At 35.0% G+C, this 22,668-nt stretch carries 18 protein-coding genes, 1 pseudogene and 1 other annotated feature; of the genes and pseudogenes, 3 read left to right on the plus strand and 16 right to left on the minus strand.

Going from position 1 to position 22,668, the window contains the following annotated elements:
- Positions 1-14: 14 nt before the first annotated feature.
- From aspS to DM447_RS18440, 3 genes are all read right to left on the minus strand, one after another.
- On the minus strand, positions 15-1,799 hold the full coding sequence (gene aspS, locus DM447_RS12035; RefSeq protein ID WP_112181445.1) for an aspartate--tRNA ligase: 1,785 nt from the start codon (positions 1,797-1,799) through the stop codon (positions 15-17).
- A complete protein-coding gene (gene hisS, locus DM447_RS12040) occupies positions 1,799-3,079 on the minus strand; it encodes a histidine--tRNA ligase (RefSeq protein ID WP_112181446.1) in 1,281 nt (426 codons plus the stop codon). Before hisS ends, aspS begins: the two co-directional genes overlap by 1 nt.
- 65 nt (positions 3,080-3,144) lie before the next feature.
- Positions 3,145-3,367, minus strand: a binding site (T-box leader).
- Between the two features lie 64 nt (positions 3,368-3,431).
- Positions 3,432-3,602 carry a hypothetical protein gene (locus tag DM447_RS18440; RefSeq protein ID WP_198663181.1) on the minus strand — a complete coding sequence of 57 codons (171 nt, stop codon included), beginning with the start codon at positions 3,600-3,602 and terminating at the stop codon, positions 3,432-3,434.
- 83 nt (positions 3,603-3,685) lie between these two features.
- Here DM447_RS18440 and DM447_RS12045 point away from each other — a divergent pair, with 83 nt between their 5' ends.
- Positions 3,686-4,798, plus strand: coding sequence for an N-acetylmuramoyl-L-alanine amidase family protein (locus DM447_RS12045; RefSeq protein WP_112181447.1), 1,113 nt, complete (start codon positions 3,686-3,688; stop codon positions 4,796-4,798).
- On the opposite strand, the pseudogene DM447_RS12050 reads toward DM447_RS12045, so the two are convergent.
- The 8 genes and pseudogenes from DM447_RS12050 to DM447_RS12085 all read right to left on the minus strand — a co-directional run bounded on the left by DM447_RS12050 (position 4,784) and on the right by DM447_RS12085 (position 15,746).
- Positions 4,784-6,481, minus strand: a pseudogene (locus tag DM447_RS12050) (IS1182 family transposase). The gene DM447_RS12045 and the pseudogene DM447_RS12050 overlap by 15 nt on opposite strands.
- A 172-nt stretch (positions 6,482-6,653) precedes the next feature.
- Complete coding sequence (dtd, locus tag DM447_RS12055) at positions 6,654-7,097, minus strand: D-aminoacyl-tRNA deacylase (protein WP_112181448.1); 444 nt, start codon at positions 7,095-7,097, stop codon at positions 6,654-6,656.
- 24 nt (positions 7,098-7,121) lie between these two features.
- Entirely contained in the window at positions 7,122-9,323 is a 2,202-nt protein-coding gene (locus tag DM447_RS12060) for a RelA/SpoT family protein (RefSeq protein WP_112181449.1), read from the minus strand.
- A gap of 333 nt (positions 9,324-9,656) precedes the next feature.
- A complete protein-coding gene (locus DM447_RS12065) occupies positions 9,657-10,169 on the minus strand; it encodes an adenine phosphoribosyltransferase (RefSeq protein WP_112181450.1) in 513 nt (170 codons plus the stop codon).
- Positions 10,159-12,510 (minus strand): single-stranded-DNA-specific exonuclease RecJ, encoded by a 2,352-nt coding sequence (recJ, locus tag DM447_RS12070; RefSeq protein WP_112181451.1) that lies wholly within the window; start codon positions 12,508-12,510, stop codon positions 10,159-10,161. The genes DM447_RS12065 and recJ overlap by 11 nt, the downstream gene beginning before the upstream one ends.
- Before the next feature lie 66 nt (positions 12,511-12,576).
- Positions 12,577-12,915 (minus strand): LapA family protein, encoded by a 339-nt coding sequence (locus DM447_RS12075; protein WP_112181452.1) that lies wholly within the window; start codon positions 12,913-12,915, stop codon positions 12,577-12,579.
- 102 nt (positions 12,916-13,017) lie between these two features.
- The gene (gene secDF / locus DM447_RS12080; protein ID WP_112181453.1) at positions 13,018-15,264 is read right to left on the minus strand and encodes a protein translocase subunit SecDF; all 2,247 of its coding nucleotides are present in this window, start codon (positions 15,262-15,264) and stop codon (positions 13,018-13,020) included.
- 185 nt (positions 15,265-15,449) lie between these two features.
- Entirely contained in the window at positions 15,450-15,746 is a 297-nt protein-coding gene (locus tag DM447_RS12085) for a post-transcriptional regulator (RefSeq protein ID WP_112181454.1), read from the minus strand.
- A 115-nt stretch (positions 15,747-15,861) separates the two neighbouring features.
- Between DM447_RS12085 and spoVB the strand changes: the two genes are divergently transcribed.
- The gene (gene spoVB, locus DM447_RS12090; protein WP_112181455.1) at positions 15,862-17,415 is read left to right on the plus strand and encodes a stage V sporulation protein B; all 1,554 of its coding nucleotides are present in this window, start codon (positions 15,862-15,864) and stop codon (positions 17,413-17,415) included.
- Here spoVB and DM447_RS12095 read toward each other — a convergent pair.
- Both DM447_RS12095 and DM447_RS12100 read right to left on the minus strand, forming a co-directional pair.
- Complete coding sequence (locus tag DM447_RS12095; RefSeq protein ID WP_112181456.1) at positions 17,412-18,080, minus strand: DUF421 domain-containing protein; 669 nt, start codon at positions 18,078-18,080, stop codon at positions 17,412-17,414. The genes spoVB and DM447_RS12095 overlap by 4 nt on opposite strands.
- Before the next feature lie 60 nt (positions 18,081-18,140).
- Positions 18,141-19,448: an ArsB/NhaD family transporter gene (locus DM447_RS12100; RefSeq protein WP_112181457.1), complete on the minus strand. Its 1,308-nt coding sequence runs from the start codon at positions 19,446-19,448 to the stop codon at positions 18,141-18,143.
- A 157-nt stretch (positions 19,449-19,605) separates the two neighbouring features.
- On the opposite strand from DM447_RS12100, the gene DM447_RS12105 reads away from it, so the two are divergent.
- Positions 19,606-19,980, plus strand: coding sequence for a TIGR04086 family membrane protein (locus tag DM447_RS12105; protein ID WP_112181458.1), 375 nt, complete (start codon positions 19,606-19,608; stop codon positions 19,978-19,980).
- Between the two features lie 193 nt (positions 19,981-20,173).
- Here the strand turns inward: DM447_RS12105 and yajC are convergent, their stop codons facing one another.
- From yajC to queA, 3 genes are read right to left on the minus strand one after another with little or no spacing between them, the layout of a single operon-like run.
- Positions 20,174-20,440 carry a preprotein translocase subunit YajC gene (gene yajC / locus DM447_RS12110; RefSeq protein WP_112181459.1) on the minus strand — a complete coding sequence of 89 codons (267 nt, stop codon included), beginning with the start codon at positions 20,438-20,440 and terminating at the stop codon, positions 20,174-20,176.
- A 16-nt stretch (positions 20,441-20,456) separates the two neighbouring features.
- Positions 20,457-21,596, minus strand: coding sequence for a tRNA guanosine(34) transglycosylase Tgt (gene tgt, locus DM447_RS12115; protein ID WP_112181460.1), 1,140 nt, complete (start codon positions 21,594-21,596; stop codon positions 20,457-20,459).
- Positions 21,597-21,627: 31 nt separating this feature from the next.
- Positions 21,628-22,659 (minus strand): tRNA preQ1(34) S-adenosylmethionine ribosyltransferase-isomerase QueA, encoded by a 1,032-nt coding sequence (queA, locus tag DM447_RS12120; RefSeq protein WP_112181461.1) that lies wholly within the window; start codon positions 22,657-22,659, stop codon positions 21,628-21,630.
- Positions 22,660-22,668: the final 9 nt, after the last annotated feature.

A 22,668-nucleotide genomic window follows, 5' to 3' on the forward strand; every position in this document is an offset into this window, starting at 1 on the left:
TTCCAATTATCGCTTTATTTTTCACTTGCTCCTGGCTTTTTTTGTAATAGTAATTGCAACTCATCTAGCTGTGCTTGACTAACGCTACCTGGAGCATCAGTTAATGGATCAGATGCAGATGCCGTTTTCGGAAATAGAATCGTATCACGTAAATTTGTTTTTCCTGCTAAAAGCATTATAATACGATCGAAGCCTAAAGCAATCCCACCATGTGGTGGAGTACCATACTCAAGTGCTTGTAGAAGGAAAGAAAATTGTGACTCAGCCTCTTCTTTTGAGAAACCAAGTGCTTTAAACATTTTATCTTGTATGTCTCTCTTATATATACGTAACGAACCTCCACCTAACTCAAAGCCATTCAACACTAAATCATAAGCCTGTGCCTTTACTTGCTCTGGATGTGTTTCTAATTTATCTATATCTTCCATACTAGGCATTGTAAATGGATGATGTGCCGCAGAGTATCTTCCTGAATCTTCATCATATTCTAATAATGGCCAATCGGTTACCCATAAGAAATTAAATTGGTTCTCATCAATTAAGTTTAATTCCTTTGCTAATTTCATACGAAGTGCACCTAAACTATCATATACAACAGCATTTTTATCAGCAACAAATAGTAGTAAATCATCACTTTCCGCCTGGAGTCTTTCCATTAATACATTTTGCTCTTCTTCAGTGAAGAATTTGGCAATTGGACCCTTAAATGCATTATCTTCTATTTTCAACCATGCTAACCCTTTTGCACCATATATTTTTACAAAGTCAGTTAATTTATCAATATCCTTACGCGAATAATCTTTTGCATGTCCTTTAACATTTATCGCACTTACTTTTCCACCTGAAGAAATGGCACTTTCAAATACCTTAAAGTCCGATGTTTTAACTAAGTCTGATAGATCAACTAGTTCCATATCATAACGTGTATCTGGTTTATCTGAACCGTAACGCTCCATCGCTTCTTCATACCGTATACGAGGTAAAGGTAAAGATAAATCGATCCCTTTAACTTCCTTCATTAATTTTACCATCATTCTTTCCGTCATCTCCATGATTTCATCACTTGACATAAATGATGTTTCTATATCGATTTGGGTGAATTCTGGTTGACGATCTGCACGTAAATCCTCATCACGGAAACAACGAGCAAATTGGAAATAGCGTTCAAACCCAGCAACCATTAACAATTGTTTAAATAATTGCGGAGATTGTGGGAGTGCATAAAAATGACCTGGATGAACACGGCTAGGAACAAGATAATCTCTCGCACCCTCTGGGGTACTTTTTGTTAACATTGGTGTTTCCATCTCCAAATATTGTTCCTCGTTCAAAAATTGACGAATAACTTGTGTCGCTTGATGGCGAAGCCGAAATGTTTGTTGCATCGATTCTCTTCGCAAATCAAGATAACGGTATTTTAAACGTAATTCTTCAGCGATTTCTTTATCATCATGTACAGAAAATGGTGGATTTTTTGCTTCATTTAAAATCGTCACTTCATTAACTAATATCTCAATTTTACCAGTTATTAGTTTTTCATTGATAGTTGCTGCTTCCCGCTCAACAACTTCTCCATGAACCTCTAATACATATTCACTTCGAACCGATTCTGCAATAGTTAAAGCTTGTTCAGAAACAGTTGGATTAAATACAATTTGTACTAAACCAGAACGATCACGGAAATCAATAAATATTAAGCCACCAAGATCCCGACGTTTTTGAACCCATCCTTTTACACATACCGTTGAACCAATATCTGTTGTTCTTATCGTACCTGCTAATCGTCTCTCCTGTTGCATTATACTTTCCCCCCGTGTAATAGTTGTTCTATATGCGTAATCACGTGATCAAGCTGTACAGTTTCTTGTTCACCTGTGTTCATGTCTTTGACATTAATATTGTTTTCAGCTAATTCATTATCTCCTAAAACTAATACATACTTCGTTTTGAGACGGTCAGCAGTTTTAAATTGACCTTTAAACTTTTTCGATTGATAATCTTTGTCCACTTGGATACCAGCTTGGCGCATTTCATATACTAGACTTGTGGCCTTTTGTTCAGCCTTTTCACCCATTGTTACAACATAACAATCTAAACCACTATCAATTGGTAAGGTTAGTTCTTCTGCTTCAAGAGCCATTAATAAACGTTCTACACTCAATGCAAATCCAATACCAGGCGTTTCTGGACCACCTAAATCTTCTACTAAACCGTTATATCGACCACCACCAGATAAAGTTGTAATCGCTCCAAAACCATCTGCATCACTCATAATCTCAAATGCAGTGTGATTGTAATAATCTAAACCTCTAACTAAGTTTTTATCTACTACATATGCGATATTCATTTGGTCTAAGAAACCCTTTACCTGTTCAAAATAATTTCGTGATGCATCATTTAAATAATCTAATATGGATGGTGCTGTTGCCATCGACGGATGATCTTTATCTTTTTTACAGTCCAAAATCCTTAATGGATTTTGCTCTAATCGTAACTGACAATCACTGCATAGTTCTTCTTTATGAGGTTTAAAGTGTTCAATTAGAGCATTGCGATGACTCGTTCTACTTTCGGTGTCTCCCAAGCTATTAATAACCAATCGTAGCGAACGTAATCCCAATTGCTGATAAACAGACATTGCAAGTGAGATTACCTCTGCATCTATTGCTGGATCTGCACTTCCTAATGCTTCTACACCAAACTGTACAAATTGCCTCATTCTTCCTTGTTGTGGTCGTTCATAACGGAACATCGGGCCTGCATAAAATAGCTTAGTTGGCTGTGTAGCATGTCCAAATAACTTATGTTGCACAAAGGCTCTAACGACTGATGCAGTTCCTTCTGGTCTGAGCGTAAGACTCCGTTCTCCTCGATCTTCAAATGTATACATTTCTTTTTGTACGATATCAGTTGTATCACCAACTCCACGCTGAAATAATTCGGTGTGTTCAAATATCGGCGTGCGAATTTCTTTATAATTATATGTACGACAAAGTTCTTTGAATTTCTCTTCAACATATTGCCATTGTTCTGTTACACCTGGTAAAAGATCTTGTGTTCCTCTCGGCGCATTAATCATTTGTTTAACCCCCTGTTAATTAATCCCTATTCTTAAACATAAATAAACTCCCGTCCCTCCAATAAAGAAGGGACGAGAGTTTAACCCGTGTTACCACCCTAGTTGAAATGTATACTACATTCCCACTCGAAACAGTTAACGCCTGTCTACGTTTGTATTTACTTCGCTTTCAATACAAATCCTAAGGAATGTCTTTCATTAAGCTGCTTAACCGGATTCCCTTTCAGCCTAGGGGATTCACTCTCTTTTGCCGCATTTCCTAACTACTTTTTCCCTCATTGGAGATAACACTTTATAAACTCGTACGAATTGTAAGAATTGTTTATAATATTACTGTTTGTGAGCTATCTTGTCAAGAACGATTTAATTTTCTTTTTAACTTTTTAACATCATATAAAGAAATTCCTAACTCCTCTGCAATCTCTAAACTATTACTTACTGATTCCAGTTCAATAAACCGATGAAAGTCTACATTTAATAATCCATTATTGTATCTATTAGATTGATTATCATTAACTCGCATGAATCTAACTCCCTTATGGTAATTTTAGAGTTGTTCTATTATAATTACACTAGAATTCATTTTAAAAAATTTGGGGGTACATCATGCGTCTACGACGAAAGCATATTTTTTTGTTTTTCATTTTCATTATTTTTAGTCTATCCAATTATGCTGAGGTCTATGCACAAGAAGTAACGATTGCAGCTGATGGTCTAAATATAAGAAGTGGTCCAGGCGAGGATTATGACGTTGTTGGACAAGTTAATACAGGAGAAATATTCCAACTCATAGAAGAAAAGCCGAATTGGATAGCGATTTCGTATAATTCTCAAACCGTATGGGTAGCAGCAGAATATGTTAGCCTATCACCTGAAACAGGAGAAGAGACTGATCAATCAGAAGAAGTAGAAACAACAGAGGAAAATATAGTAAACGTTCCAGAAGAGCAAAATACAATTAAAAATGCCATGACTAAATTTCAAGAAACCAATGTTCGAAGTCAACCTTCAACAGCTGGTGATATTCTCACTACACTAGGTAAAGGTGAAGTCATTTCCACAATACAATCTGAAAATGATTGGCTTGAAATAGAATGGGATAACACAACTGGTTATGTTCCTTCATGGGTTATTGGCGATGTCTCACCAATTCGAACAGATGCAACATCTGTATTTCAAAATAAAGTGATTGTATTAGATGCTGGCCATGGTGGTAGAGACGTTGGTGCAATTGGTGCAAGTGGTAATTACGAGAAGGATTACACGTTACGTACTGCTAAAATGGTCAAATCCTATTTAGAACAACTAGGAGCAACTGTTTATTTAACACGTGATGACGATCACTATTACACACTAACGAGTAGAGCAGCCTTTTCTAATTATCAGAATGCGGATATGTTCTTAAGTTTGCATTATAATAGTACCCCACAATATCCTAATGCTGCTGGGATAAGTACCTACTATTATAACGAAAGTGATGCAGCCTTAGCTGATATAGTGCACACAGAATTATTAAAGTCACTATTAGCAGAAGATCGTCAAACTAATTATGGAGACTATCAAGTAATTCGAACAAATCACCGTCCATCACTATTACTAGAATTAGGATTTATATCGAACGTTGAAGAGGAATCAAAGATACAAACACTTTCCTACCAGAAGAAAATTGCGCAGGGAATTATCGCAGGTTTACAAAGATATTACTCATATAATGAATAAGTAAAAAGAGGCTGGGACATAACTAGCCAAAATAACGAAAAAGATTCCGATCATCTTAGGAAGATGGTCGGAATCTTTTTTTGTTGGATTATTTTCAGGATTTGTTGGACCATGCGCATGCTTAGCCGTGTACTTTCTCAAGTTCACCGCCATGAATGCAAATCCTAATTCATTTTCCACTTTCTTCTTGCCTCTTACTGACATACGAGTGAAACGCAAATTAGCCTTCAAAAATCCGAAGACTGGTTCTACATCTATTTTTCGTTTGCCATAGATTTTACCGGTTTCTTTTTCTGAAAGCTGCTGTTTTGTGTATGCTTTTTGTTGTTCCCATTTTTCATTATAATAAATTTTTCGATTCTTTCCTTCCTTTGCTTTTGTACAGTGGGAACGCAACGGACAATCCGAACAGTCTTCACATTCATAGACTTTAAAGGATCGGGTGAAGTTATCTTTACCTGTTCGATTAGATAGATACTGGAAAGCCACTTTTTTATCATTTGGACAACGGAAAGAATCACTCGCTTCATCATACGCCCAGTTCATTGTGTTAAAAGGGTCTTGCTTATATTTCTTTGTCTTCTCTTTTCAATACATATTGTATGTAATCAGCGGGATGCGCTCCCGATTAATGCGGACATCTTCATAATTCTGTTCACTTCCATACCCTGCATCAGCTACGATATATGTGGGAAGTTCAAAGAAGCTTTCCTCGATTTTATCTAGAAAAGGAGTGAATGTGCGTACATCAGTTGGATTGGGAAATACGTCATATGCGAGTGTATATTGTCCTTCGGTCGCAATTTGTACATTGTAACCTGCTTTTAATTGGCCATTATTCATATAATCGTCTTTCATGCGCATAAAGGTGGCATCATGGTCTGTCTTTGAATAACTATTGCGCGCTTCAAATATAAGCCTATCCTTTTCGTATTTTTGTTTGCGTGCTACGTAATCTTTAAACTGTTTGCGGTATTTTTTTGGTGTTTTCCTTGCAGAGCGAAGCTGCTTCCGTTTGCTGACATCTTTACTTTCTTCGATCTGTTTGTCGTATCCTTCAACGGTCTTCTCTAGTTTCTCAACTACTTTTTCGAGTTCTTTAGTGGATAGTTCTTCCGTACTTTCGCGTTCTATTTCTGGAATAATTTCGTTTGCCAATAATTCATCGTACAGTTGATTTGATTTCTCCACCAAATTCGCACTGTATTTTTCAATCGCTTTTCGCCAAACAAACGTAAATTTATTGGCATTTGCTTCTATTTTGGTGCCATCAATAAAGATCGCTTCCTGGTCAATAAGCTCTTCTTTCACCAGTTGGCATCGAAATTGTACAAAACATTGGCGTAACAGTTCTTGTACTTCTTCATTGACTCGAAAACGGTTAATCGTGCGATAGCTTGGCTCATAGCCTTGCGCTAACCACATCATACGGACACTATCTTTCAGCAATCCTTCAATTTTTCTCCCAGAGAAAACAGATTGCGTGTAAGCACATAAAATAACCTTCATCATCATTCGCGGATGATAAGCAGGACAACCTGTTTCATGTAAGAAAAAAGAAAATGCTTTATCTGGTATTTGGTCTACTAAGTCATGGATCGTATAGGCAATATCATTTTCTTGCAATTTCATTTCAAAATCTAACGGCAAAATTACTTGATTCATGTTATAATCTTTAAACATAAGGATACCTCCGATTGTTATTGTGTGGTACTTTAATTTTATCAGAAGGTATCCTTTTTTACTTACTAAAATTTTCGATTTTATAAAAAAGTTGCATCTTCCAACTACCGTTGGAAGATGCAACTTTTTATTGTTTATCTGAGTTTTGTCCCAGCCTCTTTTTAAAATTTAATCAATCTTTACTATCTAAGATCAGCGTAACTGGTCCATTATTAACCATATCTATATCCATCATCGCTCCAAATAAACCCGTTTCGATATGAATGCCAGTGTTCTTAATAGATTGATTAAAATAATCATAGCACTCTTTTGCTTGATCAGGCTTAGCTGCTCCCATAAAATTAGGTCTTCTTCCCTTTCGACAATCACCGAATAAGGTAAACTGTGAAACGGATAGTATACTTCCTTCTATATCTTTTACAGAGAGATTCATTTTTTCAGAATTATCTTCAAAAATGCGTAAGTGAATGATCTTTTGAACAAGGTAATCTGCATCTTTCAACGTATCCTCGTGGGTAACACCGAGTAAGACCATTAAACCTCGTCCAATTTCTCCTACCTGCTCACCCTTGACTGACACACTTGCATGATTAACTCGTTGAATAACGGCCCTCATTAAAAATATCTCCTTTAAGACTAGCTATTGTAATACGCGTTCAACAGTATAAACGTCTTTTATTTGTTTTAAACGATCAACAATTTTACGTAAATGTCCTAAGTTATGAATTAGAATAGTCAAATGAATTACTGCCATTTTATTTCGATCAGACTTTCCGTTTACAGCAGTAATATTTGTTCGCATTTCATTTACAGATTGTAAAACGTCATTTAACAAACCGCGACGATCATATCCAGATATTTCTAAATCAACATGGTATTGTTTTATGTCAGTGTTACTATCTTCCCATTCCACATAAAGTAACCGTTCATCGGTTAATTCTGCCTTAATATTAGGGCAATCAACACGATGTACAGAAACACCACGTCCTTTAGTAATAAAGCCAACAATCTTATCACCTGGTACAGGGTTACAACATTTTGATAATCGCACTAATAAATTATCGACACCCTCTACCTTTACACCAGAATCCTTTTTTCGATAGGCTTTTGGTTTTACCGTTTTTTTCTGTGCACCTTCTAAAATTTGCTCTAATTCCTGATGTTCTTCCTCTTTTCGCAACTTTTCTGTTAGTCGAGTTGCAATCTGAGCAGCCGTTATTCCTTGATACCCTACAGCGGCATACATATCTTCAACACTTATAAAATTAAAACGTTCCGCAACTCTTTTTAAATTGTCTGTAGTAATGGCATCTTTTAAAGCAAAACCAGTTGCTTTCACTTCTTTATCTACCATTTCTTTTCCTTTTACTACATTTTCATCTCGTTGCTGTTTCTTGAAAAACTGTTTAATTCTATTTTTAGCTTGAGATGTTTGTGCCATCTTCACCCAATCACGTGACGGTCCGTATGAGTGTTTTGATGTTAAAACTTCAACAATGTCGCCATTTTTAAGTTGATAATCTAATGGCTCCATTTTTCCGTTTATCCGTGCACCTATTGTTTGGTTTCCAACTTCTGTGTGGATTTTATAGGAAAAATCAATAGGCACTGAACCAGCTGGTAGTTCAATTACATCACCTTTTGGAGTAAAAACATACACCATGTCAGAGAAGAGATCAACCTTTAGTGATTCCATAAATTCTTCTGCGTCATGTGTTTCTGTTTGCCATTCTAGTATCTCTCTAAACCAAGCAAGTTTTTTCTCGGAATTTCCTTTTGTTTGTTCTAATTGTTTACCCTCTTTATATGCCCAGTGAGCTGCAATTCCATATTCAGCTATCTCATGCATTTCTTTTGTTCGAATTTGCACTTCTAGCGGAGCACCTTTAGGACCAATCACTGTTGTGTGTAAAGACTGATATAAATTTGGTTTCGGCATTGCAATATAGTCTTTAAAACGTCCTGGCATAGGTTTCCAACAGGTGTGAATAATCCCTAAAACGGCATAACAATCCTTAATACTCTCAACAATTATTCGAACTGCTAGCAAATCATAAATCTCATTAAATTGTTTGTTTTGTAAGACCATTTTACGATAAATACTATATAAATGTTTTGGTCTTCCAGAAAAGTCTGCTTTAATACTTATGTCCGCTAATTGATTTTGCACTTCTGTCATAACTTCTTCAATATAAAATTCACGTTCTTGTCGTTTTTGTTTCATTAAATTGACAATACGATAATACTGTTGAGGATTTAAATAGCGTAATGCTGTATCTTCAAGCTCCCATTTTATAGCAGATATACCTAAGCGATGTGCTAATGGTGCAAAGATCTCAAGCGTTTCATTTGAAATACGTCTTTGTTTCTCTGGGGGCAAGTGTTTTAAAGTCCGCATATTATGCAGACGATCAGCTAATTTTATCAAAATAACACGAATATCTTTTGCCATTGCAATGAACATCTTACGATGATTTTCCGCTTGCTGTGCTTCTTTCGATTTGTATTTAATTTTACCTAATTTTGTAACCCCATCTACTAACATCGCAACTTCATTATTAAAGTTTTCTTGTAACATTTCTACCGTTATATCTGTATCTTCCACAACATCATGTAAAAAGCCACCTGCAATCGTTTCTGGGTCTAGTTCTAAATGAACCAAAATTCCAGCTACTTGAACCGGATGGATAATATATGGTTCGCCTGATTTGCGAAATTGGTTCTCATGTGCCTTTTTAGCATATTCATAAGCACGCCTAATAAAATCAAGATCTTTACCTGAAAGATATTGAGAAGCTTGTTCAATTACATCTTGTGCTGTCAAAATATTCTCTTTCGACATTTTATCACCTTTACCCTCTTATGCCTCTGTTCATTTAGTATGACATTTTCCATATAAATATATAAGAACGAAAAACCATAAAGCTTTATTATAGTATAATAAAAGATTTGTCCAAATGATACAAGGATTTCAATTCTCTTTAATTCAAATAGTCGTATTAACTCTTTTCAAATGTGAAATTGACAAAATAAAACAAATTACGCCTTTAATTAGGAAAATAAGGAGTACCTCCAATTAGGCACTCCTTTCTTATAAGAAATCATTGTCTTTTAATTAGATTATAAACTGTAACTTAACATTATTGTAACATCTCTTATCAATGCTCTATTCAGTCTAATATTCCATTAGCGTTAGTATATCATAACCTTCTAAATTATCTCGACCGTTTAAGTATGTAAGTTCAATTAAGAAAGCGCATCCGACTACAATACCACCTAATTGTTCTACTAACTTAATCGTTGCATCGATCGTTCCACCAGTAGCTAATAAATCATCTGTTATTAGTACCCGTTGGCCCGGTTTAATTGCATCTTTATGAAGTGTTAGTACATTTTCACCATATTCTAAATCATAATTCACTTTAATTACTTCTCGTGGTAATTTACCTTCTTTTCTAACTGGTGCAAATCCAATTTCCAATGCATAGGCCACTGGACAACCTACAATAAATCCTCTAGCTTCAGGTCCTACAATTAAATCAATATCTTTTTTATCTGCATAAGCAACGATTTCATCCACTGCAGCTTTATAAGCCTTGCCATTATCCATCAGTGTTGTAATATCCTTAAAGCGTACACCTTCTTTAGGCCAATCTTCTACCACAGTAATATAATCTTTATAATTCATTCGTTATTTCCTCCTCAACAGAGCTTGTGTGCTCCATTTGACTGTCCATCCATGTTTTTAACTCACGGTAACTAGAATAATATAATACTTTTTCCATCTCAGCTTGTTTAATCGATTGCTGATAAGCATTTGATTCTGTTAAATCTCGTTTTCTTACTTGCTTATTAGGATAAATCACACCATCTGTCATTTTAACAAATTCCAGCTCGGAAAACACCTTAATAATAAACTCTATTTTATTTGTTTTCCAACCTTTGCTTTTACTTAATATATCTAATTCAGTTTTCCTATTAAATTGTTCTCTTTTTAATAACATACCATAAAACCATTTAAACTCATCACGAGTAGGAAAAGACTGCAAAAAGTGCTCTTCCTCGATATGATAACACGCAAAGATATTTTGTGGAGAGAGAAGGGAGAATACCTCTTCTAATTGTTCCAATTGATTGGGTAAGTCTAACAAAACTATATTCTTAAACGTTGTAACATCTTGCTCTTTAGCAAGTATCCGTAACTCTTCAAAGGTGGCATATGTTCCTTCAACCTTATGCTCAGCTTCTTTTGTTTCAAAAGAGAGCATAATCGTTTTGTTTTTATCTAAATGTTCTAGTTTTTTTGACCATAATTTAGAACCTCGATAATCAAATAATTGCCACTCATTTACTGCTAGATCTTGGATCATGAGCTGTGGACTTTTTTTACCATTCCATTCATTAATTTGCAAAAAACCTACTGCTTCTATTTCAGTATGTTCTGAAATAGAATGATACAATGCTCCCATACCAAAACCAACACCAGCCAGTTGAACAGAATCACTACGGAATGAAACTTTCAAATGGTTTTTTTCACTACCTATTTGCCTCAATTCATTAGGTTTATCCTTTAAATGGAATAAAGGCTTCGGATTACCCATACCAAATGGAGCTATTTTATTTAACTCATTTACTAAACCAATATCAATTGAATTGATTTCAATAGAGTCTTCTATATCTAATTGTTCTTTATAGTCTTCCGGTTGCAGTTGCTCTTCTGCTAGTTGATTAAGCGAATGACGTATTTTATCAACGTTCTCTTGTAAAAGCGTCATGCCTGCTGCTTGCGAGTGACCACCAAACCGTAAAAATTGATCTTTTATTTGCATACCGTTTTTAAATAAATCAAATGCTTGAATACTGCGAGCAGATCCTTTTGCATAACCTTCTTCTGGCTGAATCGTTAAAACAATGGCAGGTCTTTGAAACGTTCTAACTAGTTTTGATGCTACAATTCCAAGAACACCTTGATTCCAACCTTCTTTGGCAACAACGATCACGTTCCTATTCTCATCAGGTGTAGATTCCACCATCATAATTGCTTCTTTAGCAATTTCTTTCACTATTTGTTGTCGCTCCTGATTAAGCTGATTAATCTGTGTTGCAATTTCTTGCGCTTCTTCTTGGTCTTTCGTTAATAATAATTCAACTGCAGGATAAGCTGTTTGTAATCGACCCACAGCATTAATACGCGGCCCGATTAAAAAGCCTATATCTTCTTCTGTCATATCACCTTGTATACTACACGTTTGTTTTAACGCATCTATACCCGGACGATTAGATTGACTAATTGCTTTTAAACCATGATACGCTAAAATACGGTTCTCTCCTACTAATGGAACTAAATCAGCTATTGTTCCAATAACAACTAGATCTAAAAGTTGTGTTGGAAAATAGCCCAATATATGTTCGGCCAACTTAAAAGCAACGCCTACACCAGCTAATTCTTTAAATGGATAACTTTCCGAGCATTTCGGGTGTACAATCGCGTAAGCTTCTGGAAGTGATTCTTGTACTTCATGGTGATCCGTAATAATTAAGTCAATTCCAATTTCTTTCGCCACAAAAGCAGGTTCGATTGCAGCAATTCCAGTATCAACAGTAATAATAAGTTGAAACCCTTGTTTTTTTGCATCCCTAAAAGCTTGTTCATTAGGCCCGTATCCTTCTGTAAACCGATTCGGAATATAGTAATCACACATTGCTCCTGCCTCACGCAACGCCTCAATCAATACAGCCGTCGCACTAACACCATCAGCGTCATAATCACCAAAAACTAAAATACTTTCACCTTGTTCAATCGCTTGATCAATACGTTGTTTTGTCTTCTCCATATCATTTAACAAACTAGGATCATGTAGATCTTTTAAGTTAGGATTTAAAAATGTTTCCGCTTCTTCTATTGTCGAAATTTCTCGCTTAGCAAGCATACCTTTAATCATTGGTGATACATTTAATGATGCAAGTTCCTCAGATATTGCAGCATGCTGTTTATATGTAAAATTCCATTTTGTTTGACTTTGTAACATAAGTTCACCCCTGACTTACTTATTATACAAGAGTATGTCAGGGGGTTCAAATACAAATACTTCTTGTTATTCCTTAGAAGTGTCATTTGTGTTATTAATTTCATTATTATCTGCACTTTGCTCATCTAATGTAGATATGTCCTTTTCTTTTTCAACATTTTTTAGACTTGCGATTTCTTTTTTAAGTGAACGAACTTGTTTTTGGTATTGTAATAATCGAAAAATACCAAATGCACTTGTAATTAAACCACCCATTAAAACAGATACTAAGATGACAAGTACTAATGGTGCTTGTCCAGTTCCAAATAGATAATCAACTTCTACAGGAGCGACATTAATAACTGCAAACACAGCTACAATAAGTGCGAAGATAAGTGCTAAAATAATATGCGTTTGTCCTTTCATGTAAACACCTCTTTTTCTTGAATTATAAGTATAATTCCCTAAACCCTTAAATATAAAACGTATTAAAAAATAGCTCTCCCTTTTTAGGAAGAGCTATTTTCCTTAAACTTGTGGACCATCATTTCGTTTCTTTTCTGCATAGATGATTGGTTTTTCTTTTATGTTCTTACCACGCCATATCAGCCATACTTGAGCTGCGATAAATAGTGATGAATACGTACCAGCGATTAAGCCAACCACGAGTGCAAATGAGAAATTGGTAATCGAAGTTGCACCGAAAATATAGAGGAACACAGCAGCTATAATCACGGTAAGTACTGTATTTATACTTCTACCTAATGTTTGCATTAAACTTCTATTGACAATTTCAGATAACGCCTCAAAAGTTCGTACTCTTTTCTTTGCTTTGAGGTTTTCCCTAATTCGGTCAAATGTAACGATTGTATCATTAATTGAATAACCGACTATCGTTAGTATTGCAGCAATAATCGTTATATCAAATTCTAGTTGGGTAATACTGAATATTGCGAGTATAAAGAACGCATCGTGCAGTAGAGCTAGAATGGCTGTTAATGCGAAATAATATTCAAAACGAATCGTTACATAAATAATTATCCCAATTGAAGCAATTATGACTGCATAAAGGGCATTTTTTGCCAATTCTTGACCTACAACAGGGGATACTGTACTCACATTCGGATCTGAACCATATGTTTCATTAAAATAAGTTCGTACATCAGCAACAGTATCTTGTTCTAATTTAGTATCAAAACGTGCAACAGCTATATCGTTAGCATTACCAGATAAAACAATATTTTCTGCTTCTAATCCAATTTCTTTAAAGTCTTGTTTTATTTGTTCAGTGGTAACAGGTTCACCTACATTAATTTCAACACGTGAACCACTTTCGAAATCAATTCCAAGGTTTAATCCAAAAATACTTAAACATGCGATACCCGTTATAACCAAAATACCTGAAAGCGCAAAAAACTTATTGCGATACTTCACAAAATCAACTTGACGTCCAAAAACTTTAGGCTCGACTTCGGTTGTATCCGCTATGTCTTTAATATCTGTTTTTCTAACACCAAACCAACTTGGACGCTTATTCAAGAATCTACTCTTAACCCATAGACCTAAGAAGAATCGGGAACCAAATACTGCGGTAATAAAACTTAAAATGATACTTACGATTAATAAAGTCGCAAAACCTTTGACAGAACTTGTACCAAATGCAAATAATACACTTGCTGCAATTAAAGTCGTAATATTCGCATCAAAAATAGTAGACAGGGAGTTACTATTTGCTGATTTAAACGCGGCACTGATAGACTTGCCTTGTTTTAATTCTTCTTTCATTCGTTCATAGGTAATGATATTAGCGTCTACTGCCATACCCACCCCAAGAATCAAAGCGGCAATACCAGGTAATGTTAATACACCGTTCATTAGTTCAAATACGAGTAATACTAAATAAATATACATACTTAATGTAACGACAGCTATAAAGCCTGGGAACCGGTAATAAACAAGCATAAATAGGAAGATTGACGCAACCCCTAACATACCAGCAAAGACCGTTTTATCCAACGCTTGCAAACCAAACTGAGCACCTACAGATGTCGTATATTCTTCCGATAAATTGACGGGAAGTGATCCTGCATTTAAAATATCCGCGAGTTGTTTAGCTGATTCAACTGTAAAACTACCATCAATTTGTACATTTGGTTGATCTATCGTATAGCTTACAGCTGGAGCGGAAATATACTTTGGTTCAGCTTTTTGCGATTCTTCTTCAAATGAATCACCTTCTTGATAATCCATCCAAATCGCTAATCGATTATCTTCCATTTGAGAAATTTCACTCGTTACCTCAGCAAATGCGGAAGCATCTTTAAATTGAACGGTTACAATTGGTTGATTGGTTGTGGCATCAAAATCTTGTCTAGCACTACCTTCAACAATATCTGAACCATTTAAATATTCTACATCATTGACATCTCGAAATGACAATTGAGCTGATGTGGATAGTAATTCACGTGCTTCATCTTCATTCTCTATCCCAGCTAATTGAACCCTTATACGGTTTGGTTCTTCAATATTGAAATTAGGCTCACTTACACCTAACACATCGACACGTTGACGCAATGATTCAACAGTGGCTTCAAGATCAGCCGTATCTATTTCTCCACCATCAAGCGCCTCCACATCATACAAGATCTCAACTCCACCTTGTAGATCTAAACCTAATTTTATATCTTTTGTAACACCTGTTATTGTCGTCCCAATCGTACCTGCTAAGACTAAGACGATCAGAAAAAAGGCAATAATTCTGCCTCGTTTTACCATGGACAATTGCGCCTCCTCTACACTATTCTTCTTTTTAAAAAAACTATGTAAGACTACTTTCTAAAAGAATAGCGTAACTCATTTAAACTCTATTACATTTTCATATTTAAAACTATACTACCAAAATATTATGAAACGAAGATCAACTAATGTCAATCCAAAAATCACAAATAAGCAATAAGTGTTTAGTTCACTTCATTCATTATATTTAATGCAGCAATAGAAGCCATCAAATCTTCATTTTGATAAGATTGCATGGTCAAATAACTCATGAATTTACTAGCACTTAAATGATAAATATCTTCTACTATCTCAAACAACCGCTTTTCCGGATTACCTTTCCACACTTTTTCAATTAAGCAATTCCATACAATTTTGCGTGTTGCATTATCATAGCCCATTAAAATTAATTCCTCTACCTTACTATCCAAGACCACTAGTACTGTACTTTTCCAGTCTTCTACTTGTTTAACTACTACCATATATAAAACCTCCTCTTTCGGATTTATCTAACTGCTTGTCATGCTTGACCAATCTATCTGCATATACATTATTGTATAGGAATTTTATTTTTTTGAGAAGGTAGGATTGTCAATAATGACAAAACAAACATTTTTGCAAGGAACACTTATATTAATAGTTGCTGGACTTATCACACGATTATTAGGCTTTATTAATCGAATTGTTGTAGCTAGGTTAATGGGTGAAGAGGGTATAGGCCTTTACAACATGGCTTTACCAACCCTGTTTCTCATCTATACTTTATCACAGTTTGGACTACCTATCGCAATTTCCAAGCGGGTAGCTGAAGCAGAAGCAAATAATAACACGAAACAAATTAAAAAAATTCTAATAATTTCTCTCGTTATCACTGGTACATTAAGTATATTTTTTACAATAGGGATGATTATCAGTGCACCAATTATTGCAAGGCATTTTTTAACAGACCCAAGAACATTATACCCATTACTAGCCATTACGCCAATGGTACCTATTAGCGCCATATCATCCGTTATTCGAGGTTATTTTCAAGGGCGACAAAATATGAAACCACAAAGTTATGCACAAGTTATCGAACAAATAATACGAATTTCATGTGTAGCGTTTTTTATAAGATTATTACTTCCTTATGGAATTGAATTTGCTGCTTGTGGAGCTATGATTTCAGTTATAATTGGTGAACTAATTTCACTTATGTTCATGCTACGAATGTTTCGCAAACATAAACGAATCACATTACATCATGCTACTTTTTCATATATAACAACGGGGAAAGATACATTAAAATCTTTATTATCAATTGCCTTACCTAGCACGGGGAGCAGATTAGTTGGTTCAATATCAAATTTCTTAGAACCTATTTTAGTATCTCAAAGTTTGGCTATTGCCGGTATTACCACGATTGCTGCAACCAAGCAATATGGTGCATTAACCGGGTATGCTATTCCACTTTTATTTTTCCCTACTTTTATTACACATTCTTTAGCTGTAGCCTTAATTCCAAATATTAGTGAAGCAGAAGCGAAACATAATCATTCTTTAGTTCATTACCGTATCCATCAAGCAATTCGCATTTCCTTCGCTTCTGGTGCAATAGCTACAATTATATTAACTATGTTTGCTTCACCTATTTTACATTTTATGTATGGCACAACAAATGCAAGTGGGTTTCTTATTCTAATGGCCCCTTTATTTTTATTTCTATACATTCAATTTCCATTGAATGCTACCTTGCAAGCATTAGACTTTGCTCAAAAAGCAATGTGGAATAATATACTTAGTACATGTGTGAAGTTTGTTATATTAATTGTCTTAACAACAAATCCGGCATTTGGCATTATGGGGGCTGCGATTGCGATGACAGTAGGTGTAGTGTTAGGGACATTTTTACATCTAGCAACATTAAATAAAGTAATACAATTTCGTATCCCAAAAGTTGACTTACTTAAAATGATTGCGTTGTTAGGATTAACCTGGCTAACAGCTAACATTTTAAAAGAAATCTTTACTGGGTACCAAACTACATTACTTCCATTTTTATTGCTCTTAATTTCGATTCTGATTGTATATATCTGTTTGCTTTTTTTCTTGCGATTTATTACAAAAGAAGAATTAGCTCAACTACCATTCATTAATCGTTTTGTTTCTTAAGTATATTCATTTTTTATATCTACAAACCAGTTTTTAGATTGATCTAAAGAACAAAAGGATATCTGCTTTATATCAGCATATCCTTTTTGTTTTAAGTTCGCTATAAGCCAAGATTCATTTTGATCTATTTTCTCTAAACCTTCTAATTGAATGACACCATCTATAATCAGTGGAACAACAAAACCATTTTCAGCACTTTCCTCTTCTTGATTCGCATTTTCAAAAATAGATAACTTACCTGATGGTTCCAAAATAGCAAATGCTACATCTTGAATACTCTTCGTTCCATTCTCTCTTAGTTGTTGCAATAAATCATCAAACGTATATCGATTTTTCTTCATTTCATACTCATCAACTTTACCACGTGAAATAATCACGGAGGCTTTTCCTTCAAACCAGTCTCTAAAATGCTTGTTTTTTAATGATAGCCATGCAACAGTTCGCTGAATAAACAACAAAAGACCCATTGGGATGAGAGCTTCAATCAACATCCTATCGGTATCCTCGACTGTAAACACCGCCATTTCTGCCACCATAATAAATACAACGATATCTAATATACTCAGTTCTCCAATTTCTCGTTTACCCATTAAACGAAAGATAATCACAACTATGATATAAATAAAGAATGTTCTAAAAATTAACGTTCCTAACTCAAAATCCATCGTTATCCCGTCCTCACTTGATGGTCTTTCCTCCTTTTATTATCGCCTGTATTCTAATTATTATCCTATCAAAAAGGAATCAATAAAAGGACGCAAATAACGGAAATATATATATATTGTGCAAACAATCATTGAAAATAAAACAAAAGGAATTCCATACTTTAAATAACGCATAAAGGATATACTTTCTCCCTCGCCCTCCGCTAATCCAGCTACGACAACATTAGCAGATGCACCAATTAATGTACCATTACCACCTAAACACGCACCTAGAGCAAGAGCCCACCATAATGGATCAACGTTCGTCATCCCATAGGCCTGAAACTCTTCTATAACCGGTATCATAGCAGCAACAAAAGGAATATTATTAATAATTTGTGAAATTAATCCTGATATCCATAGTAGTATAATAGCTGTTAAAGGAAGGTCACCTTCTGTTACCCATATAATATATCGTGCCAGTTCATCAATAGCACCTACTTCTTCCAGGCCACCTACTAACATAAACAATCCGATGAAAAAGAATAAGGTAATCCATTCAATCTCTTGAAATACTTTTTCTGTTTCTAACTCCTTTTCCGTTAACATAAGTAAAAGAAGAGCACCAAAAACAGCTACAGTTGTTAGATCAATATGAAAAATTGGATGAAGTAAAAATCCAAGAATTGTGAGACTTAGCACAGATACTGATTGATAAATCATCGGGCTTTTTTTAATATATTTACTAGCATTAATTTGTAGTAAGTCATCTACTAAATGCAATTTCATGACAAGCTCTTTTCTGAATCGCAAGACTACAAATCCAAGCATACAAATAAATAAAATGATAACTACAGGCCCTAAATTAGTAATGAATGATAAAAATGTAAAATGTTCAACTGCTTGACCAATCATTATATTTGGTGGATCTCCAATTAGTGTAGCTGTTCCTCCTATGTTAGAACTTAGAATAATAGTTAACAAATAAGGAAAAGTTGGCAACTCCAAAAGCTTTGTTAATGTTAAAATGATCGGCACAAATAAAAGGACTGTTGTTACATTGTCAAGTAACGCAGATCCTAAAGCAGTTAAAACAGCCGTCCCTATTAACAATGGAATTGGGGCTCCATTTACTTTCTGTGCAAATATTATTGCAATATAAGTAAATAATCCCGTTTTCTTCGTAATAGAAACTAAAACCATCATTGAAAAAAGTAATGCAATTGTGTTCCAATCAATGTAATCAGTGAATACGGCCTCCCAGGTATATACTTTTGTAAGTAATAATAGGACACCCCCTGAGAGCGCTATTAATGCCTGATTAACCTTTTCCGAAATAATAAATAGATAGCATACGATAAAGATGATAATTGCTATTGTAAAAGCCATTGCTTGTCCCCTTTCCAAGGGTAAATTAACCTGTCTAAATACATAGAGCTTTTCTATCAATATATGCTGAGATTAAGAAAATATTTAAGTCTTTTTCAGCAATTGTTGCATAGATTTAATTAACACGTAATTTAGGACAAGCGAAGGAGGAACAACTATGGTAAATACGAGGTTTAAGGCACTGTTACATGGCTGGATTGTCATATTAGCTATTCTATTATTAGCAAGTCTTATTTTATCTTTATTACTACGCTTTACTTCTTTAGGAGCTTCTACACTTAGTGGAACAACAACAATTATTAGTTTTCTTGCATTATTTGCAGGGGGTTGGGTTGCTGGACTAAAAGCCGGAGAAAAAGGATGGCTAATTGGGATTCTTACTAGTCTTGGATTTTCTTTATTTATTTTCTTATATCAATACTTAGGACTTCAAACTGTTTTTTCTTTATCACAGATTTTATATCATACTGGGTTTTTAGTAACGGGTCTAGTTGGAGCTATTTTTGGGGTTAATACGTATCGTAAAGCCTAATAACTATACTTTTTGATCGTTCACTAGGTTTGGAATTGCTTGATAGTATCTAAAAGAGACTACTTATTTAAAAGATTTAGTTTAACACGAAACATCTATACACTACGACGTAAGGGGTGTTTTCGAAACAAAATAAAGAGGGCAGCACTTGAGTGCTGTCCTCTCTATTTTTTAGCCTGTAACGTTTTATTAATTAAGCTTCTGTCTGAGAGACTACATCTCTAACAGACGAACGATCATATGTAAGCTTCGTTCCATCTACTTCAATAATAACTGTATCTTCATCGATCGCATACACAGTTCCATGCATACCACCAATCGTGATAATTTTGTCTCCCTTTTGTAGATCGCTTTGCATTTGTCTTACTTTCTTTTGACGTTTTTGTTGTGGACGAATTAAAAGAAAATAAAAAATCACAAACATTAAAATAAACGGAAAAACTGTTGCAAGTATATCCAATCTATTCCCCTCCTTCTTAAAAGTTTTTAGCATTTGGTTTATTATAACCATAATCTTCAAAGAATTTCTCTTTGAAATCACCAAGACGATCTTCTTTTATCGCTTCGCGGACTTGCTCCATTAAGTTTAACAGAAAATACAGGTTATGATAAGTAGTAAGTCTAAAACCGAAAGTTTCATTTGCTTTTACTAAGTGACGAATATACGCCCGAGAGTAGTTTCTGCAAGTATTACATTTACAATTTGGGTCAATTGGCGAGAAATCACGTGCATATTTTGCATTTCGAATAACAACACGACCTTCCGAAGTCATGCACGTACCATTTCGTGCTATGCGTGTTGGCAAAACGCAGTCAAACATATCAATTCCCCGAATTGCACCATCAATTAAAGAATCAGGCGATCCTACACCCATTAAATAACGTGGCTTTTCACTTGGAAGCATCGGAGTCGTGAAATCTAAAACACGATTCATCACATCTTTAGGCTCACCAACGGAAAGTCCACCAATAGCGTAACCTGGAAAGTCAAGTGACGTTAAGTCTTTAGCACTTAAACGACGAAGGTCCTCATATTCGCCTCCTTGAATAATTCCAAATAAACCTTGATCTCCAGGACGATTATGTGCTTCTAAACATCGTTCAGCCCATCTGCTCGTTCGTTCTACTGAATCCTTCATATATTTGTGTTCTGCTGGATATGGTGGACATTCATCAAAAGCCATCATAATATCCGCACCTAAAGAATTTTGAATATCCATTGCTTTTTCTGGTGACAAAAATAACTTTTCCCCACTAATATGGTTACGGAAATGAACACCTTTTTCTTCTATATCACGTAAATCACTTAAACTAAACACTTGAAATCCACCTGAATCGGTTAAAATTGCTCCATCCCAATTCATAAATTTATGCAAGCCTCCAGCTTCTTTAACAATATCTTCACCAGGTCGAAGCCATAAATGATAGGTGTTTGATAGTATTATTTTGGAACCTATCTCTTCTAATTCTTCAGGACTCATTGTCTTAACTGTTGCGAGTGTGCCCACCGGCATAAACATTGGTGTATCAAAAGAACCATGAGGTGTATGAACCTTACCTAATCTAGCCCCCGTTTGCTTACATGTTTTAATTAATTCATATGTGATTGCTGCCATGTTTTGTATTTTTCCTTTCTAGTTGTAAAATTTATAGAATTAACATTGCATCGCCAAAACTAAAAAAGCGATATTTTTCACGTACTGCTTCGTTGTATGCTTCTAATACAAAATCTCTATCCGCTAAAGCACTAACTAACATAACAAGTGTTGATTTCGGCAAATGAAAATTGGTGATTAATCCATCAATTACACGAAATTTATAAGGAGGATAAATGAAGATATCCGTCCAACCATTAGCTGCAACTAGCTTCCCATCATAATCACGTGCGATCGTCTCTAACGTCCTTGTAGAAGTTGTTCCTACTGCTATAACTTTACCACCATTTTTTTTCGTGTTGTTAATCGTATCAGCTGTTTCTTGTGACATATGATAAAACTCAGCATGCATATCATGTTCTTCAACTGTATCAACACTTACCGGACGAAATGTACCTAATCCAACATGCAACGTTAAGAAAGTAACTGCAACACCTTTTTCTTTAAAACTCTCTAACAGCTCCTCAGTAAAGTGTAAGCCTGCTGTTGGTGCTGCTGCAGATCCTTGCTCACGTGCATATACCGTTTGATAACGATCTTGATCAGGTAATTGCTCTTTAATGTATGGAGGAAGTGGCATTTCTCCTAGTTGATTTAACACTTCTAAGAAAATTCCTTGATAGTTAAACTTCACAATTCGACCACCATGTTCTTTTAAATCTAGACAAACACAGGTTAACTTGCCATCTCCAAAACTTATTTCAGTTCCTATTTTGACCTTTTTTCCTGGTTTAACTAGTACTTCCCAAACATCTTCTTCCTCTTGTTGATGAAGCAATAGCACTTCTATTTTTGCACCAGTATCAATTTTACTTCCAAATAATCTTGCTGGCAGTACTTTGGTATCATTTAATACTAAACAATCGCCAGTATTTAAATAATCTAGTACATCTACAAACTTTTTATGTTCTATTTTTCGATCTTTTCTATCCATTATCAATAATCGAGATGATGTTCGATCTTTTAATGGCGTTTGTGCTATTAACTCTTCTGGTAAATTGAAATCAAAATCTTTTATCTCCATGTTGCACTC

It is taken from the genome of Paraliobacillus zengyii (assembly GCF_003268595.1).
In the GTDB taxonomy this organism is placed as follows: domain Bacteria; phylum Bacillota; class Bacilli; order Bacillales; family Amphibacillaceae; genus Paraliobacillus_A; species Paraliobacillus_A zengyii.

Bases quoted from the DNA above. Each gene is read 5' to 3' on its own strand.
- aspS (WP_112181445.1), bottom strand. From the start codon at position 1,799: ATGCAACAGGAGAGACGATTAGCAGGTACGATAAGAACAACAGATATT.
- hisS (WP_112181446.1), bottom strand. From the start codon at position 3,079: ATGATTAATGCGCCGAGAGGAACACAAGATCTTTTACCAGGTGTAACA.
- DM447_RS18440 (WP_198663181.1), bottom strand. From the start codon at position 3,602: ATGCGAGTTAATGATAATCAATCTAATAGATACAATAATGGATTATTA.
- DM447_RS12045 (WP_112181447.1), top strand. From the start codon at position 3,686: ATGCGTCTACGACGAAAGCATATTTTTTTGTTTTTCATTTTCATTATT.
- dtd (WP_112181448.1), bottom strand. From the start codon at position 7,097: ATGAGGGCCGTTATTCAACGAGTTAATCATGCAAGTGTGTCAGTCAAG.
- DM447_RS12060 (WP_112181449.1), bottom strand. From the start codon at position 9,323: ATGTCGAAAGAGAATATTTTGACAGCACAAGATGTAATTGAACAAGCT.
- DM447_RS12065 (WP_112181450.1), bottom strand. From the start codon at position 10,169: ATGAATTATAAAGATTATATTACTGTGGTAGAAGATTGGCCTAAAGAA.
- recJ (WP_112181451.1), bottom strand. From the start codon at position 12,510: ATGTTACAAAGTCAAACAAAATGGAATTTTACATATAAACAGCATGCT.
- DM447_RS12075 (WP_112181452.1), bottom strand. From the start codon at position 12,915: ATGAAAGGACAAACGCATATTATTTTAGCACTTATCTTCGCACTTATT.
- secDF (WP_112181453.1), bottom strand. From the start codon at position 15,264: ATGGTAAAACGAGGCAGAATTATTGCCTTTTTTCTGATCGTCTTAGTC.
- DM447_RS12085 (WP_112181454.1), bottom strand. From the start codon at position 15,746: ATGGTAGTAGTTAAACAAGTAGAAGACTGGAAAAGTACAGTACTAGTG.
- spoVB (WP_112181455.1), top strand. From the start codon at position 15,862: ATGACAAAACAAACATTTTTGCAAGGAACACTTATATTAATAGTTGCT.
- DM447_RS12095 (WP_112181456.1), bottom strand. From the start codon at position 18,080: ATGGATTTTGAGTTAGGAACGTTAATTTTTAGAACATTCTTTATTTAT.
- DM447_RS12100 (WP_112181457.1), bottom strand. From the start codon at position 19,448: ATGGCTTTTACAATAGCAATTATCATCTTTATCGTATGCTATCTATTT.
- DM447_RS12105 (WP_112181458.1), top strand. From the start codon at position 19,606: ATGGTAAATACGAGGTTTAAGGCACTGTTACATGGCTGGATTGTCATA.
- tgt (WP_112181460.1), bottom strand. From the start codon at position 21,596: ATGGCAGCAATCACATATGAATTAATTAAAACATGTAAGCAAACGGGG.
- queA (WP_112181461.1), bottom strand. From the start codon at position 22,659: ATGGAGATAAAAGATTTTGATTTCAATTTACCAGAAGAGTTAATAGCA.